Here is a 15,677-nt window from a genome sequence, read left to right as displayed (position 1 = left end):
CGGCTGTCCGCGGCGGCGGTCACTCGCCCTCCGTCATCGGGACGCGTACGCCCTTGTCCTCGGCGACCGACTCCGCGATGTCGTACCCGGCGTCGACGTGCCGGATGACGCCCATGCCCGGGTCGTTGGTCAGCACCCGGCGGATCTTCTCCCCCGCCAGCTTCGTACCGTCGGCGACGGTGACCTGGCCCGCGTGGAGGGAGCGCCCCATGCCGACGCCGCCGCCGTGGTGGATCGACACCCAGGAGGCCCCGGACGCCACGTTGACCATGGCGTTCAGCAGCGGCCAGTCGGCGATCGCGTCCGAGCCGTCGAGCATGGCTTCGGTCTCGCGGTACGGCGAGGCGACGGAGCCGCAGTCCAGGTGGTCGCGGCCGATGGCCAGCGGGGCGGCCAGTTCGCCGCTCGCCACCATGTCGTTGAAGCGCTCGCCGGCCTTGTCCCGCTCGCCGTAGCCGAGCCAGCAGATACGGGCGGGCAGCCCCTGGAAGTGGACGCGCTCGCCGGCCATCTTGATCCAGCGGTGCAGCGACTCGTTCTCCGGGAAGAGTTCGAGCATCGCCTTGTCCGTCTTGTGGATGTCGGACGCCTCGCCCGAAAGGGCGGCCCAGCGGAAGGGCCCCTTGCCCTCGCAGAAGAGCGGCCTGATGTACGCGGGCACGAAGCCCGGGAAGTCGAAGGCCCGCGTGTATCCGGCGAGTTGGGCCTCGCCACGGATGGAGTTGCCGTAGTCGAAGACCTCGGCGCCCGCGTCCATGAAGCCGACCATCGCCTCGACGTGCGCGGCCATCGACTCCCGCGCCCGCTGGGTGAAGTCGGCCGGCTTCTCGGCGGCGTACGAGGCCATGTCGTCGAAGTCGACGCCGAGCGGCAGATAGGCGAGCGGGTCGTGCGCGCTGGTCTGGTCGGTGACGATGTCGACCGGGGCGCCTTCGGCGAGCATGCGGGGCAGCAGTTCCGCCGCGTTGCCGAGCAGGCCGATGGAGAGCGGGCGGCGGGCGTCGCGGGCCTCGACGGCCAGCTGGAGCGCGTGCTCCAGGTTGTCGGCCTTCACATCGAGGAAGCGGTGCTCGATCCTGCGCTCGATGGCGCGCGGGTCGCAGTCGATACAGATCGCGACGCCGTCGTTCATGGTCACGGCGAGCGGCTGGGCGCCGCCCATGCCGCCGAGCCCGGCCGTCAGGGTGATCGTCCCCGCGAGCGTCCCGTTGAACTTCTTCGCGGCGATGGCGGCGAACGTCTCGTACGTGCCCTGGAGGATGCCCTGCGTACCGATGTAGATCCAGGACCCTGCGGTCATCTGTCCGTACATGGTGAGGCCGAGGGCCTCCAGGCGGCGGAACTCCTCCCAGTTCGCCCAGTCGCCGACCAGGTTGGAGTTGGCGATCAGGACGCGCGGCGCCCACTCGTGGGTCTGCATGACGCCGACCGGCCGCCCGGACTGGACGAGCATCGTCTCGTCCTGCTTGAGCGTCCGCAGCGTACGGACCATGGCGTCGAACGAGCGCCAGTCGCGGGCCGCCTTGCCCGTGCCGCCGTAGACGACGAGCTTGTCGGGGTGCTCGGCGACCTCGGGGTCGAGGTTGTTCTGCAGCATGCGGAGGGCGGCTTCCTGCTGCCATCCCAGGGCGCTCAGTTCGGTACCGCGCGGTGCCCGTACGGGGCGGGGTCCTGACATGGCAATGCCTCCTCGCAACTGTGAATCTTCTATTCACATCCTGAAGGTCTGAATACTTGTAGTCAACAGGTGAGCCCCATGCCGCGCCCGGGCAGATGTCTGGCACCACACACCCGGGGGAGGCCTCTGTGACCATGTCGCACACACCCGAACCACCCGCCACAGCGGAAACACCGGCGCTCAAGCGGGCCATCGGCCCCAGGCTGCTGATCCTTTTCGTGATCGGCGACATCCTCGGCACCGGTATCTACGCCACCACAGGCAAGGTGGCGGGGAAGGTGGGCGGGGCGCTCTGGCTGCCGTTCCTGATCGGTTTCGTCGTCGCGATCCTGACGGCCGCCTCGTACGTGGAACTCGTCGGCAAGTACCCCAAGGCGGCCGGGGCGGCGCTCTACACCCAGAAGGCGTTCAAGGTCCCGTTCCTGACCTTCGTGATCGCCTTCATGGTGATGTGCTCGGGGCTCTCCTCCGCGAGCGCGGCGGCCCGCGCCTTCAGCGGCGACTACCTCGGGGAGTTCACCTCCGCCGTGCCGCCCACACTGGTCGCCATCCTCTTCATCCTGGCCCTCGCGGCGATCAATCTGCGCGGCGTCGCCGAGTCGGTGAAGGCGAACGTCGTGCTGACGGCCGTCGAGGTCACCGGTCTGCTGGTGATCCTGTCCATCGGCGCGTACGCCGTCCTGGCGGGCGAGGGGCAGCCGTCCCGGCTGACCGAGTTCGAGGCGAGCGGCACCGGCTTCGCGCTGATCACCAGCGTGCTCGGCGCGACCGCGCTCGGCTTCTTCGCCTTCGTCGGCTTCGAGGACTCGGTGAACATGGCCGAGGAGACGCAGAACCCCGCCCGCACCTTCCCGCGCGCCATCTTCATCGGCGTCGCCGTGACGGGCACGGTCTACGTGCTGGTGGCCCTGATCTCCTCGCTCCTGGTCGACTACCGCACCCTGGAGACCTCCAGCGGCCCGCTCCGGGAAGTGGTGAAGGCGGGCGGCATCGATTTCCCGCCGAAACTCTTCGCCCTGATCGCCCTGTTCGCGGTCACCAACTCCGCCCTGATCAACATCATGATGGCCTCGCGGCTCTGCTACGGCATGGCCAACGAGCGCATCCTCCCGCGCGCCATGGGCCGGGTCCTCGCCGGGCGCCGCACCCCGTGGGTGGGGATCGTCTTCGTCTCCGTACTCGCCATCGGACTCGTCTCCACCGGGGAGATCGAGGGCCTCGGCGACACGACGGCCTTCCTCCTGCTGTGCGTCTTCGCCGTGGTCAACATCGCCGTGCTCGTCCTGCGCAAGGACCGGGTGGACCACCACCACTTCCGTACGCCGACGGCCCTGCCCGTACTCGGCGCGATCTCGGCCCTGATCCTGGCCAGCCCGCTCGCCGACCGGGACGCCGACGTATACATCAGGTCCGGGGTGCTGCTGCTGATCGGCATCGGCCTCTGGGTGGTCAACAAGGTGGTGATGACCGTGCGCGAGAAGGACTGACGAGGTCCGGCGGCCTCTCCGCCCGGCCGCCCGCATGTACCTGTGGAAAATGCCAGAACTCACCCCTGGCGCGGGCACGTTGCGTAATCTCTGGGTCACAGACCAGCCGTACGCGATGTCGGGAGGGGAGTCCGCGTGCCCGGAATCGACGAGTGCCTGCTCGACGTCATGAAGCTGCCCGGTGCCCGGGGAGCCGCAGTGGTCGACTGGACGAGCGGGCTCGCCCTGGGCACCGCCGGCGAATCGCCCAACGGCGACCACGAGGCCACCGCCGCGGAGACGGCGGAGGTGGCGCGGATGGCGGCCGAGCAGCCCGCGTTCGCGCTCCCGCCGCCCGGAGAGGCGGACAGGCCGAGACCGGGCCCCCCGGTCGAGGACGTCATCATCACGACACACGCCGGCTACCACATACTCCGCTTCGTCGAGACGGCCTTCGACAGCAGCGTCTTCCTGCATCTGTGGCTGGACCGGGCGGAGGGCAATCTCGCCCTCGCCCGTCTGCGGCTCGGCGAGATGGCGCAGCGGCTGGTCCTGGCATGAGACCGACGACCGCCGGCCCCGAGGGAGATGTGGGGAGTACCCCGCGCACCCCGCCCTCCCCCATGCTCCAGCGGCTGGCGGCCGAGCGCGCCACCGGTGCCCTGATGCGGGACCGCGGCACCCTCTACCTCGCGGACGGACAGGTGGTGCACGCCGAGAGCCCCGCCACCCCCGGCATCGACATCCTGCTGACCACCGGCGGGACGCTGCGCCACGAGGGCTGGTGGGACGCGGTCGCCCAGGCGGGCGCCGGGCAGCGGGTCGGCCGCTACCTCGTGGACAGCGGCCATGTGCCGGGCGGTGCACTGGAGTTGTGCCACCTGGGCGCCTTGTACGACGCCGCGTTCTTCGCACTCGCCCCGACCCGGACCCCGGCCCGGTTCCGGTACGGCGTCTCGCACTGGATCGGGCCCGTCCGTCCCGTCGCCGTCGACGCCGTACAGCGCGAGACGCTCAGACGCCGGGAACTGCTGGAGCGGATCTGGCCCGAGGCACTGACCGACACCGCGCCGGTGACCCGCTCGCCCCATCCCGTGGACGCTCCCGTCCCGCCGCGCGCGCTCCGGGTCCTGGAGCTGGCCGACGGCGTACGGACGGCCTCCGACATCGCCCGGGAGCTGGGCCGTTCGGCGTTCCACACCCTGGTGGACCTGCGGCGGCTGGCCGCCGCCGGGCTGGTCGCAGCGGTCAGGCAGCAAGCGGCGCCGCCCGGCCGCGCTGCCCTGCCCGAGGTGACGGCCGACCCCGACGTCGCCCTGTTGCGCCGGCTCCGAGACGCATTGGAGGCCCTGTGATACGCGCGCTCAGACAGCGTGCCGGGAGGAGACAACTGATGGTGCCCGAGGCCGAAGTGCAGGATGTCCTCGACGAACTCCAACGCTTACGGGCCCGCGTCCCCCTCCTGTCCGGCGCACTGGCGGCCAGCACCGACGGCCTGGTCGTGGCCCACGACACTCCGGGCGTGGAAGCGGAGGGAGTGGCCGCGCTGACCGCCGCCGCACTCGGCGTGGCGATCCGGATGACCGACGCCACCGGCCGGGGCGGCTTCCGCGAACTACTGGTCCGCGGCCGGGCCGGCTACATCGCCACGTACGCGGCAGGCACCTCCGCCGTCCTCACCCTGCTGGCCGATGACCGCATCAACGTCGGCCGGCTCCATCTGGAAGGCCGCCGCGCGGGCACGCGTATCGGCGAACTCATCGACACGGCACTGGCCCGCACCGAGCGGCCCGCGTCCCCCATGAGCGGCGCCCCGCAGCCACGCGCCCCGCGCAACGGCCCTCTCCCGCAGCGCCCCACCCCGTAGCACCCCCTGACACACCAGCGGCTCCGGTCACCCCGACCGGCCAAGGAAAGGAAACGAGCACCCATGGCGAACACCGAAGCGGCACTGAAGGAAGCGATGACGTCCATCGAGGGCACCACCGGTGTCGCCCTCGTCGACTACACGAGCGGCATGGCACTGGGCACGCTCGGCGGTGGCAAGGACTTCAACCTGGAGGTCGCGGCCGCAGGAAACACCGATGTCGTACGCGCCAAGCTCCGCACCATGGAGCACCTCGGCATCCAGGACGAGATCGAGGACATCCTCATCACGCTCGGCACCCAGTACCACCTGATCCGGCTGCTCAAGACCCGTGGCAACAACGGTCTGTTCCTGTACCTGGTGCTGGACTCCAGCCGCGCCAACCTGGCGATGGCCCGCCACCAGCTGAAGAGGATCGAGGCCGAGCTGGAGGTCTGATCCCGCTCGCCGGGAGCGCCGCCCGGGGGCGGCGTCCCGGCCGCGCCGGCACCGCTCTACTCGACGAACAGCCCACGGGCGGCGGCCCGGGCGTCGAACTCCTCCAGCCGGGCCTGCGCGTCCGGCAGTGCGTCGCACATGGCCTCCAGCAGCACCCGCCCCAGCAGCATCGGCGCGCACGCGGTGTCGAAGGCGAGCCCCGTGCCCACAGCGGCCGGGATCAGCAGATCGCTGTGCTTGGCCACCGGGGCGAACAGCGAGTCGGCCACGGTCACCACGGTCAGCCCCTGCTCCTGGGCGTACGCGAGTCCCTCCACGACCTCCCGGGGGTGCCGGGGCAGCGCGAAGCACATCAGCGCGGTGGCGCCCGCCCGCCGGACGGCGTCGATCCGGTCGAGCAGCGCGCTGCCGCCCTCGTCGAGCACCCGCACATCGGGGTGCACCTTGGCGGCGAAGTAGCCGAACCCGCGCGCCTGCGAGGACGCGGCCCGCAGCCCCAGCACGGGCAGCGGCCGCGAGCCGGCGAGCAGCTGCCCGGCCCGCTCCACCGGGCCCGGGTCGGCGAGCAGCTCCGTCAGATGCTGGAGGTTCTCGATCTCGGCCCGGACGGCCTGCTGGTACTCGTTGTACGTGTCCTCGGCGCCCGCGGCCGTGTCGGCGGGGGCCACCTCGCGCAGGTGTCTGCGCAGGGCGGGATAGCCGTCGAAGCCGAGCGCCACGGCGAACCGGGTGACGGACGGCTGGCTGACCCCGGCCAGTTCGGCCAGCTCCACACTGGACAGGAACGGCGCGTCCCCGGCCCTGCGCACCATGGAGTGGGCGATCCTCCGCTGGGTGGGCGTGAGCCGATGCCCTTCGAAGAGCCGCTGCAACCGCGCAGCCGGGCTGCTCCCGCTCATGCTGACCCTCCAGAGATCCCCGCCGGTCCGGCACCGGCCAAATCCATTCAGCCAGCAAGCGGCCTGCATGTCCATATACAGCCCGGCTGCGCGGCCCGCCGGGCGGGCCTGTCGCGCGAACTGGGGGGCTAGCCCCCCTGACTCCGGCCCCCAGGCTTCGTACGGTACGGAGATGGAAGCCCGCGACCCCGAGCTCGCAGAAGAGCTCGACGCCACCGTGCAGGCCCGCGCCGAACTGGGCCCGGAGTACGAGTCCGCGCTCATCGACTCGTTCCTGGAGAAGGTCGAGCGGCGTCTCGACGGAACGCTCGACCGGCGGGTGCGCCGGCATCTGGCCGAACAGCGGATGGCCGTCGCCCGCGAGACGCGCTCGCCGCAGGCCGTGGGGAGGTTCGGCGAGCGGTTCGGATTCGGCATCGTCTCGCTGGTCCTGGCGATCCCGCTCTCCGCGATCGGCGTCGCGAACGCCGGGATCGACGGGCTGGTCGTGGCCTGGGCGGGGATCGTCGGCGTCAACGCGGTGAACGCGGCACACGGCTGGGCGTGGGGACGCTCCGGGCGGGACGCACGCGGCAGGGCCTGGGAGGAGTGAACCGGTACGCGGCGGGAGCCGGTACGGGGAGATATGTCGCGGGGACCGCCGCACCCCCGGTTGCCCGGGGGGCGGGACGACGGCGGTCCCCGCGAGGGACGCGGTCCGGGTCAGGGCCGGGTGCGCGTCCTGGCGACGGTGGAGGTCCGGGAGCCGCTCCGTAGTCCGTGTCGCCGTCTCGGGTGCCGGCGGGTTTCCCTGCCGACACCCACTAATCTGCCCGAGCCGTGTTAAGCGGGTGCTGCGCGTACATGACGCGCTCGTACCGATTTCACGAAGCACGGACGCACCGCGTTACGCCTTCGTGTTCGCGTCCTTCGCGAGGAACGCCAGCAGGTCCTGCCTGCTCACGACACCCTTGGGCTTGCCCTCCACCAGCACGATCGCCGCGTCCGCGCCGTCCGCGCCGCTGAGCGCGGCCATCAGGTCCTCGACCGGCTCACCGGAGCCGACCTGCGGCAGCGGGGCCGACATGTGCTTCTCCAGCGAGTCGGTGAGCTGGGCGCGCTGGGTGAACAGGGCGTCCAGGAGCTGCCGCTCGACGACGGAGCCGATGACCTCGGCGGCCATCACGTCCGGGTGGCCCGCGCCCGGCTTCACGATCGGCATCTGGGAGACGCCGTACTCGCGGAGCACCTCGATCGCCTCGCCGACCGTCTCCTCGGGGTGCATGTGGACGAGGTGCGGCAGCGGGCCGTCCTTGTAGTCCAGGACGGCGCCGACGCGTGCGGAGGGACCGGTGTCCTCAAGGAAGCCGTAGTCGGCCATCCACTCGTCGTTGAAGATCTTGCTGAGGTAGCCGCGCCCGCTGTCGGGAAGCAGGACGACCACCACGTCGTCCGGTCCCAGCCGCGACGCGACCTCCAGGGCCGCCACGACCGCCATGCCGCAGGAACCGCCGACGAGCAGCCCCTCCTCCTTGGCGAGACGCCGGGTCATCTGGAAGGAGTCCTTGTCGGACACCGCGACGATCTCGTCCGTGACCGTGCGGTCGTAGGCGGTGGGCCAGAAGTCCTCGCCGACGCCCTCGACCAGATACGGACGTCCGGAGCCGCCCGAGTAGACCGAGCCCTCCGGGTCCGCGCCGACGACCTTCACCGCGCCGTCGCTGATCTCCTTGAGATAGCGGCCGGTGCCGGTGATGGTGCCGCCCGTGCCGACGCCCGCCACGAAGTGGGTGATGCGGCCGTCCGTCTGCTCCCAGAGCTCCGGACCCGTGGTCTCGTAATGGGAGCGCGGGTTGTTCGCGTTGGAGTACTGGTCGGGCTTCCAGGCCCCCGGCGTCTCCCGGACCAGCCGGTCGGAGACGTTGTAGTACGAGTCCGGGTGCTCGGGGTCGACGGCCGTCGGGCAGACGACGACCTCGGCGCCGTACGCGCGCATCACATTGATCTTGTCCATGGACACCTTGTCAGGGCAGACGAAGATGCACTTGTAGCCCTTCTGCTGGGCGACGATGGCGAGACCGACGCCCGTGTTGCCGCTGGTCGGCTCCACGATCGTGCCGCCGGGCTTGAGCTCGCCGCTCTGCTCGGCCGCCTCGATCATGCGCAGCGCGATGCGGTCCTTCACCGACCCGCCTGGGTTGAAGTACTCGACCTTGGCCAGGACCGTCGCCTGGATGCCTGCCGTCACATTGCGCAGCCTCACCAGCGGGGTGTTGCCGACAAGACTGATCATCGAATCGTGGAATTGCACCGTGTACTCCGGGATCTCCGAGATGGTCCGGCCCAGAGTATGCGTACGGGCACGAGATTGGGCGAAGCGATTGGGCGCTGCCTCCCACGGGGCAGGTAGGTGTAGGTACGGCGTACGGCAACGAGGAGGTGGACCCGACTGTGTCGAGGGCGAGGGTGGCACGGCGGATCGCGGCGGGCGCTGCTTATGGAGGCGGCAGCATCGGGCTGATCGGAGCCGCGACGGTGGGAGTGGTGCTGGCCGAGGTCCAGCTGGCGAAACGGCAGGTGGGCGGCGGTACGGCGCCGGTTCCGCCGAGTGCGGACGGGCGGTACGGGGTGGCGTTCACCGGCCCCGACGAACCGCTGCGGCTCGGGCTGCTCGGTGATTCGACGGCGGCCGGCCAGGGGGTGCGCAGGGCCGGGCAGACGCCCGGGGCGCTCCTCGCCTCGGGGCTCGCGGCGGTCTCCGAACGGCCGGTGGACATGAGGAACGTCGCGTTGCCGGGCGCACGCTCCGACGACCTGGAGCGCCAGGTCTCGCTGCTGCTGGCCGATCCGGCGCGGGTGCCCGATGTCTGCGTGATCATGATCGGGGCGAACGACGTGACGCACCGGATGCCCGCCACCCAGTCGGTGCGGTGTCTGACCACGGCCGTGCGCAGGCTGCGGACGGCGGGCGCGGAGGTGATCGTCGGCACGTGCCCGGATCTGGGGACCATCGAGCCGGTCTACCAGCCGCTGCGCTGGCTGGCCCGGCGGGTGAGCCGGCAGCTCGCGGCGGCGCAGACCATCGGCGCCGTGGAGCAGGGCGGCCGCACGGTGTCGCTGGGCGACCTGCTGGGGCCGGAGTTCGCGGCGAATCCGCGTGAGCTGTTCGGCCCGGACAACTACCACCCGTCGGCGGAGGGGTACGCGACGGCGGCGATGGCGATGCTGCCGACCCTGTGCGCGGCGCTGGGCCTGTGGCCGGAGTCCGACCGGCTGGACGGGGCGCGGCGCGAGGGCATGCTGCCGGTGGCCAAGGCGGCCTCCAGGGCGGCACGGGAGGCCGGTACGGAGGTCACGGGGGCGCGGGCGCCCTGGGCCCTGCTCAAGCACCGCAGGCGGCGGCGCCTGCCCACGGCCACGGAACCGGCCTCACACCCGGCCACGCACCCGCCCACGGGCCCGGCCAGGCACCCCGGCACGGACCCGGGCACAGACCCGGCGTACCGGGAGGCACGGCAGAGCGACTGAGCCGAGCGACTGAGCGGTTGCTTAGAAAAGAGGCCCGCATCACACGGCCTGCCGGGTGACCTCAGCGATACGTGCGGGTAATTTCCAAAGCAGTCCAGCCTTCCAGCCTGCCTTCCAGCCCTCATGGAGCCGCGTGATGCCCGAAGCCGTGATCGTCTCTGCCGCCCGTTCGCCGATCGGCCGGGCCTTCAAGGGGTCCCTCAAGGACCTGCGCGCGGACGACCTGACCGCCACCATCATCCAGACCGCGCTGGCCAAGGTCCCCGAGCTGGACCCACGGGACATCGATGACCTGATGCTCGGCTGCGGTCTCCCCGGCGGCGAGCAGGGCAACAACCTGGGCCGCATCATCGCCGTCCAGATGGGGATGGACCACCTTCCCGGCTGTACGGTCACCCGCTACTGCTCGTCCTCGCTCCAGACCAGCCGCATGGCGCTGCACGCCATCAAGGCCGGCGAGGGCGACGTGTTCATCTCGGCCGGTGTCGAGATGGTGTCCCGCTTCGTGAAGGGCAACTCCGACAGCCTGCCGGACACGCACAACCCGCTCTTCGCCGAGGCCGAGGCCCGCACCGCCGCGCGCGCCGAGCAGGAGGGCGCGACCTGGCACGACCCGCGCGAGGACGGCGTCGTCCCGGACGCGTACATCTCGATGGGGCAGACCGCGGAGAACCTGGCCCGGCTCAAGGGCGTCACCCGCCAGGAGATGGACGAGTTCGGCGTACGGTCGCAGAACCTCGCCGAGGCGGCCATCAAGAACGGCTTCTGGGAGCGCGAGATCACCCCGGTGACGACGCCGGACGGCACCGTCGTCTCGCAGGACGACGGCCCGCGCGCGGGCGTCACCCTGGAGGGCGTGCAGGGCCTGAAGCCGGTCTTCCGCCCCGACGGCCTGGTCACCGCCGCCAACTGCTGCCCGCTCAACGACGGCGCCGCCGCCCTGGTGATCATGTCCGACACCAAGGCGCGCGAGCTGGGTCTGACCCCGCTGGCCCGGATCGTGTCCACCGGCGTCTCCGGCCTCTCCCCCGAGATCATGGGCTACGGCCCCGTCGAGGCCAGCAAGCAGGCGCTGAAGCGCGCCGGGCTGACCGTCGGCGACATCGACCTGGCCGAGATCAACGAGGCGTTCGCCGCCCAGGTCATCCCCTCCTACCGCGACCTCGGCCTGCCGCTGGACAAGGTCAACGTCAACGGCGGCGCCATCGCCGTGGGCCACCCCTTCGGCATGACCGGCGCCCGGATCACCGGCACGCTGATCAACAGCCTGCAGTTCCACGACAAGCAGTTCGGTCTGGAGACCATGTGCGTGGGCGGCGGCCAGGGCATGGCCATGGTCATCGAGCGACTGAGCTGATCCACGGCGGAGGGTGGGGGCCGGCCCCCACTCCCTCGGAACGGCCGTTCTGAACCGGACCGAGCCCCGACCGTGACCGAATCTCCCCCAGGATGTGATCTGCGTCCCGGGGGAGAGTCGTTTCCCCAGGTCACGCTGGTCACAGGGTTGAACACCAGGCCCAAAGACCTGTCCAATTCGTGACGTAATGCACTGACAGCGGGCGCACGTACAGGACAAGCTGATGTAGGAAGTCGGGGGATCGATTGAAACCGGGAGTATGTCAGTGAGCGCCATGTCATTTGCCCTGTTGCTGACCACCGCCGCTGCCACGGCTGTCGGCGCCGCTGCTCTGCACGCCTCTCACGGGCTGCGCAAACAGGTCGCGGCCCTGCGTGAGGAGCTGGCCGCCGGCCGGTTCGACGCGGCGGCCGTGCCACCGCAGAGTCGCAGTTCAGCCACCCCCGCCGCGGAGATACGCGCGGCCGTCACCGAGGCACTCGCCGAGGAGCGGGAACGCGAGCTGGCCGAGGCGCGCGCCTTCTGGGCCGCCCAGGAGGCCCGCGACGCCGCCGACGCCCCGTCCCTGCTGGGCGGGCTGGCCGGTCTCGGCGACGACGTCCCGTTCTTCGTTCCCCGTCAGGCCGACTTCGCCGGTCTCGAAGGGATGGACCTCGAAGCGACCGAGGCCCTGGAGGAACTGACGGAGCTCAGCGAGCGGTCCCTGGCGGAGCGCGAGCTCGCCGAGATCACCGATCTTCCGGAGATCTCCGAGTACCCCGAGGACTCCCCCGAGCTGGCCGCGGCCCGCCGCCGCCACCCCTCGCACCCCGACTTCGTCCCCGTACAGACGCCCGTGGTCACCGACCACGAACGCACCGTGAGCCGCCTGGAAGAGCTCGCCGACACGGCCGTCGAGCTGACGGACGTCCGGCCCGGGCCGCTCGGCACCCTCGACGTCTACGTCTTCGCGGACGGCACCACGCTCTGCATGACGCCGGGCCACCGCGAGACGGCCGAGCGCCTCGCGGACTCCCTGCGCGCCGGTGAGACCCCGGTCCTGCTGGGCGGTTCCGGAGTCTCCGGCGCCTACGCGCTGACCTTCTCCTGCGGCGAGGAGAACGTCTACATCCTCGCCGACCGGGTCATCGCCTCGTTCTAGTACGCCCGGGCGCGGGCCCTACGCGAACGCCCGCGCCGCAGCCTCGTCGACGTACCGCACGGCCTCGTCCAGCTCCACCGGCGGGGCCGTTACCAGTGCCACCGCCAGGTCGCGCCCCGCGACGGCGAGCTGGTCACCGACGGTGAACACCCCTGCGTCCGGCATGAGACGCGGCTCAGGGCCGGGCCGCTCGATCCGCTGGGCCCGGACGGACAGTTCCCGCGCCGTGGCGAGCGCCTCGGCCGCGGTGCCGCGCTGGAGGCGGCTCTGCGGGGCGGAACGCAGACGGTCGGCGAACCGGTCCACGGCGGTGATCAGCGGAGTCGTATCGAGCACTCCGCGACCCTACGCGCCCTTGCGCGATGGTTGCCAACGGGCCGACCCTCAGGCACGGTGTCGGGAAGGTCCAGTAACGCGCACTGCGTCGGAGGCGCCGATGTCTCAAGTCTTCTCCGAAGAAACCCATCGCAACCTGCTCTCCCGCATCCCTCAATGCACCGGTCGTGAGATCTCCGACTGGCTCCGCACGGTCGACCAGGGCCCGTCCCTCTTCCGTTTCGAGGAGAAGGTCAGCTGGTTGCGGAGCGAACACGATCTGACCTACGGCCACGCCAAGGCGATCATCCACGAGTACGACCTGAGGCGGGCCGCCCGGAAGTTCGGGTAGGCGTACGGCCCCACGGAAACGGGAACGGCCCGCAGGCGGTGAGCCTGCGGGCCGTTCCCGTCGTACGTGATCCCTGCGGACTAGTCGTCGCCGCTCAGGATGGAGAGCACGCGCAGCATCTCCAGGTAGATCCACACCAGGGTCATGGTGAGGCCGAAGGCGGCCAGCCAGGACTCCTCGCGCGGAGCGCCGAACGCGATGCCGTCCTCGACCTGCTTGAAGTCCAGGGCCAGGAAGCACGCGCCGAGGACGATGCCGATGACACCGAACAGGATGCCGAGGCCGCCACTGCGGAAGCCCAGGCCGTCGCCGCCGCCGATGAGGGCGAACAGCAGGTTGACCACCATCAGGAGCATGAAGCCCATGGCGGCGGCCATCACGAAGCCGTAGAAACGGCGGGTGACGCGGATCCAGCGCATCTTGTACGCGAAGAGCACACCGGCGAAGACACACATGGTGCCCAGCACCGCCTGCGCGACCACACCGGGACTGATGTAGGTGCTGACCGCACTGGAGATGACCCCGAGGAAGACACCCTCGAAGGCCGCGTACGCGATGATCAGCGCCGGGACCGGCTTGCGCTTGAACGACTGGACGAGCGACAGGACGAACGCCACGAGGGCGGCGCCGATCGCGATGCCGTACGACTTGCCGATGTTGGCCTCGTCGACCGGCAGGAGGACCCAGGCGAGCACGGCACCGAGCACCACGGTGCCCAGCGTCATCGCCGTACGCGTGACGACGTCGTCGATCGTCATCGCGCCGGTGCGCGCGGGCGCCTGCGGGGCGCCGTACTGGGTGGTGTCCTGCTGGGCGTAGGGGTTCGTGGCGTACGGGTTGGCGGCGGCGCCCTCGGCGTACGGGTTGGTGCCCGTCGCGGGGGCCCCGGCCTGCGGTGCCGCGTTGAAGCCCGCGGTGCCGTTGTCGCGGCTGAACCCCCGTCGCGAGAAGACCGGGTTGCTGCTCCTCATTTCACTCCTCCATGGCCACACTGCGTGGCCTTGACACAAGAGTAATGGGTAGGCAAAACAATCACCCTAGTGCTCGGGGAGGATCTTTCGAGAAGTTGATCGCTTGAATACCCTCGGGAGGGCGGCGCTCCCCGAGAGGGACCGCGGTGGTGCCCGGAGCCGGACTTGAACCGGCACGCCCCCGAGGGGCAGCGAGGTTTAAGCTCGCCGTGTCTGCATTCCACCATCCGGGCAGGGCGCGCGGCTCCGCGTTGGCACATGACCCTATCCGGGGGCGTCCCTCGATCAGCCGAACACTGGCGCGATGTTGTCTTATTTTATTGACCGTTTGAGGGTCCGTCAGCACATTCCCGGCGCCTCACCACATGGCCGGGCCGGAACACGGCCCCGATGCCCCCTCACACGGGATTGACGGAAATTCGCCGCACTCGGACGGCCCATATCGCCAGGGCCGCGCCACCATGCGCCACGGTCCCGCCACCTCACCCGACGAAGGCGTCGTCGACGCGGCGCGGAACCGGCCGGATCCCCGGCGTCCCGGCCTCCGCCGGCGCCGCTCCCGTGACACGGAACACGACGCTCCCGCCGGGCGGCGGATCGACGGGCGTGTCGCCCACGTCCGCCACCGGGCCCCACCGCCAGGGGGCGAGCGCGAGGTCCCGCGGGAGCGTGCGGGCGATCACCTCCGCCGGTGCCACGCTTCGGGCCCGTCACTCTCCGTCACCGACGGCCCCGAGGCCCCACCGTGGACGGACGTTCTCAGGGGCGGTGTCATACCGCAGGAGTACGCCGGGGGCCCGCCGGTGCGACTCAAGAGGGCCCCGGGAACGGGCACGGGGACTGACGACCGGGCGGGATTCGGCGGCGACGATGGAGGGGTCCCCGAACGAAGCCCCGAACCAGGAGTGTCCCTGTGACCACCACCCCCACCGTTCACCGCGCCACCGCGGTGGCCGCCCGCGCCACGGAGCTGTCGAAGGTCTACGGCCAGGGTGAGACCCAGGTGGTCGCCCTGGACCGGGTCACCGTGGACTTCCCGCAGGGCGAGTTCACCGCGATCATGGGGCCTTCGGGCTCCGGCAAGTCCACGCTGATGCACTGCGTGGCCGGGCTCGACAGCTTCAGCAGCGGGTCCGTACGGATCGGCGACACGGAGCTGGGGTCCCTCAAGGACAAGCAGCTCACCCAGCTCCGCCGCGACAAGATCGGCTTCATCTTCCAGGCGTTCAACCTGCTGCCGACCCTGACGGCGCTGGAGAACATCACGCTGCCCATGGACATCGCGGGCCGCAAGCCCGACGCCGCGTGGCTCCAGAAGGTGATCGGCATGGTGGGCCTCGCCGACCGGCTGAAGCACCGGCCCACCGAGCTCTCCGGCGGCCAGCAGCAGCGCGTCGCGGTGGCCCGCGCCCTCGCCTCCCAGCCGGAGATCATCTTCGGTGACGAGCCGACCGGAAACCTCGACTCCCGCTCCGGCGCCGAAGTCCTGGGCTTCCTGCGCAACTCGGTGCGCGAGCTCGGCCAGACCGTGGTGATGGTGACCCACGACCCGGTGGCCGCCTCCTACGCGGACCGCGTGATCTTCCTCGCCGACGGCGCGATCGTCGACCAGATGATGCACCCCACGGCCGACGGGGTCCTCGACCGGATGAAGGCGTTCGACGCGAAGGGCCGCACCAGCTGACG

The 15,677-nt window shown here is 70.8% G+C and carries 17 protein-coding genes and 1 tRNA gene; 11 read left to right on the top strand and 7 right to left on the bottom strand.

Translation table 11 applies throughout. From position 1 onward, the window contains the following. Nucleotides 1-19: 19 nt before the first annotated feature. Nucleotides 20-1,678 carry a urocanate hydratase gene (gene hutU / locus AC07FA_RS26280; RefSeq protein ID WP_479078699.1) on the bottom strand — a complete coding sequence of 553 codons (1,659 nt, stop codon included), beginning with the start codon at nucleotides 1,676-1,678 and terminating at the stop codon, nucleotides 20-22. A 134-nt stretch (nucleotides 1,679-1,812) separates the two neighbouring features. On the opposite strand from hutU, the gene AC07FA_RS26275 reads away from it, so the two are divergent. The 5 genes from AC07FA_RS26275 to AC07FA_RS26255 all read left to right on the top strand — a co-directional run bounded on the left by AC07FA_RS26275 (nucleotide 1,813) and on the right by AC07FA_RS26255 (nucleotide 5,449). After that, entirely contained in the window at nucleotides 1,813-3,165 is a 1,353-nt protein-coding gene (locus AC07FA_RS26275; protein ID WP_479078698.1) for an APC family permease, read from the top strand. Nucleotides 3,166-3,300: 135 nt separating this feature from the next. Beyond that, complete coding sequence (locus tag AC07FA_RS26270) at nucleotides 3,301-3,705, top strand: hypothetical protein (protein ID WP_479078696.1); 405 nt, start codon at nucleotides 3,301-3,303, stop codon at nucleotides 3,703-3,705. Then, the gene (locus AC07FA_RS26265; protein ID WP_479078694.1) at nucleotides 3,702-4,499 is read left to right on the top strand and encodes a transcriptional regulator; all 798 of its coding nucleotides are present in this window, start codon (nucleotides 3,702-3,704) and stop codon (nucleotides 4,497-4,499) included. The genes AC07FA_RS26270 and AC07FA_RS26265 overlap by 4 nt, the downstream gene beginning before the upstream one ends. 38 nt (nucleotides 4,500-4,537) lie before the next feature. Beyond that, nucleotides 4,538-5,011, top strand: a complete 474-nt coding sequence (locus AC07FA_RS26260) for a roadblock/LC7 domain-containing protein (RefSeq protein ID WP_479078693.1) — start codon at nucleotides 4,538-4,540, stop codon at nucleotides 5,009-5,011. Nucleotides 5,012-5,074: 63 nt separating this feature from the next. Next, complete coding sequence (locus tag AC07FA_RS26255) at nucleotides 5,075-5,449, top strand: roadblock/LC7 domain-containing protein (RefSeq protein WP_479078692.1); 375 nt, start codon at nucleotides 5,075-5,077, stop codon at nucleotides 5,447-5,449. A gap of 56 nt (nucleotides 5,450-5,505) precedes the next feature. On the opposite strand, the gene AC07FA_RS26250 is transcribed toward AC07FA_RS26255, so the two are convergent. Then, entirely contained in the window at nucleotides 5,506-6,321 is an 816-nt protein-coding gene (locus tag AC07FA_RS26250; protein WP_479078809.1) for a MurR/RpiR family transcriptional regulator, read from the bottom strand. A 199-nt stretch (nucleotides 6,322-6,520) separates the two neighbouring features. Between AC07FA_RS26250 and AC07FA_RS26245 the strand changes: the two genes are divergently transcribed. Then, entirely contained in the window at nucleotides 6,521-6,940 is a 420-nt protein-coding gene (locus tag AC07FA_RS26245) for a hypothetical protein (protein ID WP_479078690.1), read from the top strand. Nucleotides 6,941-7,234: 294 nt separating this feature from the next. Here the strand turns inward: AC07FA_RS26245 and AC07FA_RS26240 are convergent, their stop codons facing one another. After that, the gene (locus AC07FA_RS26240; protein WP_479078689.1) at nucleotides 7,235-8,638 is read right to left on the bottom strand and encodes a cystathionine beta-synthase; all 1,404 of its coding nucleotides are present in this window, start codon (nucleotides 8,636-8,638) and stop codon (nucleotides 7,235-7,237) included. A gap of 155 nt (nucleotides 8,639-8,793) precedes the next feature. Here AC07FA_RS26240 and AC07FA_RS26235 point away from each other — a divergent pair, with 155 nt between their 5' ends. From AC07FA_RS26235 to AC07FA_RS26225, 3 genes are all read left to right on the top strand, one after another. Further along, nucleotides 8,794-9,855: an SGNH/GDSL hydrolase family protein gene (locus AC07FA_RS26235; RefSeq protein WP_479078807.1), complete on the top strand. Its 1,062-nt coding sequence runs from the start codon at nucleotides 8,794-8,796 to the stop codon at nucleotides 9,853-9,855. Between the two features lie 136 nt (nucleotides 9,856-9,991). Next, on the top strand, nucleotides 9,992-11,212 hold the full coding sequence (locus AC07FA_RS26230; protein ID WP_479078688.1) for an acetyl-CoA C-acetyltransferase: 1,221 nt from the start codon (nucleotides 9,992-9,994) through the stop codon (nucleotides 11,210-11,212). A 289-nt stretch (nucleotides 11,213-11,501) separates the two neighbouring features. Continuing rightward, nucleotides 11,502-12,353, top strand: coding sequence for a hypothetical protein (locus tag AC07FA_RS26225; RefSeq protein ID WP_479078806.1), 852 nt, complete (start codon nucleotides 11,502-11,504; stop codon nucleotides 12,351-12,353). 18 nt (nucleotides 12,354-12,371) lie between these two features. Here the strand turns inward: AC07FA_RS26225 and AC07FA_RS26220 are convergent, their stop codons facing one another. Beyond that, on the bottom strand, nucleotides 12,372-12,689 hold the full coding sequence (locus AC07FA_RS26220) for a hypothetical protein (protein WP_479078687.1): 318 nt from the start codon (nucleotides 12,687-12,689) through the stop codon (nucleotides 12,372-12,374). 100 nt (nucleotides 12,690-12,789) lie between these two features. Between AC07FA_RS26220 and AC07FA_RS26215 the strand changes: the two genes are divergently transcribed. After that, complete coding sequence (locus tag AC07FA_RS26215; RefSeq protein ID WP_479078685.1) at nucleotides 12,790-13,020, top strand: DUF4287 domain-containing protein; 231 nt, start codon at nucleotides 12,790-12,792, stop codon at nucleotides 13,018-13,020. A gap of 80 nt (nucleotides 13,021-13,100) precedes the next feature. Here the strand turns inward: AC07FA_RS26215 and AC07FA_RS26210 are convergent, their stop codons facing one another. The 3 genes from AC07FA_RS26210 to AC07FA_RS26200 form a co-directional block, all read right to left on the bottom strand. Further along, entirely contained in the window at nucleotides 13,101-13,991 is an 891-nt protein-coding gene (locus AC07FA_RS26210) for a Bax inhibitor-1/YccA family protein (RefSeq protein WP_479078683.1), read from the bottom strand. A 147-nt stretch (nucleotides 13,992-14,138) separates the two neighbouring features. Further along, nucleotides 14,139-14,224: transfer RNA gene (locus AC07FA_RS26205), tRNA-Leu, on the bottom strand. A 249-nt stretch (nucleotides 14,225-14,473) separates the two neighbouring features. Continuing rightward, entirely contained in the window at nucleotides 14,474-14,689 is a 216-nt protein-coding gene (locus tag AC07FA_RS26200) for a hypothetical protein (RefSeq protein WP_479078682.1), read from the bottom strand. A gap of 215 nt (nucleotides 14,690-14,904) precedes the next feature. Here AC07FA_RS26200 and AC07FA_RS26195 point away from each other — a divergent pair, with 215 nt between their 5' ends. After that, complete coding sequence (locus tag AC07FA_RS26195) at nucleotides 14,905-15,675, top strand: ABC transporter ATP-binding protein (protein ID WP_479078680.1); 771 nt, start codon at nucleotides 14,905-14,907, stop codon at nucleotides 15,673-15,675. The last annotated feature ends 2 nt before the right edge of the window (nucleotides 15,676-15,677 follow it).

Source organism: Streptomyces sp. NPDC045968 (genome assembly GCF_056430475.1).
The sequence above is the reverse complement of the archived record's forward strand: the minus strand, read 5'-3'. Positions and strand labels throughout refer to the sequence as shown.

What these genes read in the sequence shown, in the direction of transcription:
- hutU (WP_479078699.1), bottom strand. Translation starts at nt 1,678, where the DNA reads ATGTCAGGACCCCGCCCCGTACGGGCACCGCGCGGTACCGAACTGAGC.
- AC07FA_RS26275 (WP_479078698.1), top strand. Translation starts at nt 1,813, where the DNA reads ATGTCGCACACACCCGAACCACCCGCCACAGCGGAAACACCGGCGCTC.
- AC07FA_RS26265 (WP_479078694.1), top strand. Translation starts at nt 3,702, where the DNA reads ATGAGACCGACGACCGCCGGCCCCGAGGGAGATGTGGGGAGTACCCCG.
- AC07FA_RS26260 (WP_479078693.1), top strand. Translation starts at nt 4,538, where the DNA reads ATGGTGCCCGAGGCCGAAGTGCAGGATGTCCTCGACGAACTCCAACGC.
- AC07FA_RS26255 (WP_479078692.1), top strand. Translation starts at nt 5,075, where the DNA reads ATGGCGAACACCGAAGCGGCACTGAAGGAAGCGATGACGTCCATCGAG.
- AC07FA_RS26245 (WP_479078690.1), top strand. Translation starts at nt 6,521, where the DNA reads ATGGAAGCCCGCGACCCCGAGCTCGCAGAAGAGCTCGACGCCACCGTG.
- AC07FA_RS26230 (WP_479078688.1), top strand. Translation starts at nt 9,992, where the DNA reads ATGCCCGAAGCCGTGATCGTCTCTGCCGCCCGTTCGCCGATCGGCCGG.
- AC07FA_RS26215 (WP_479078685.1), top strand. Translation starts at nt 12,790, where the DNA reads ATGTCTCAAGTCTTCTCCGAAGAAACCCATCGCAACCTGCTCTCCCGC.
- AC07FA_RS26210 (WP_479078683.1), bottom strand. Translation starts at nt 13,991, where the DNA reads ATGAGGAGCAGCAACCCGGTCTTCTCGCGACGGGGGTTCAGCCGCGAC.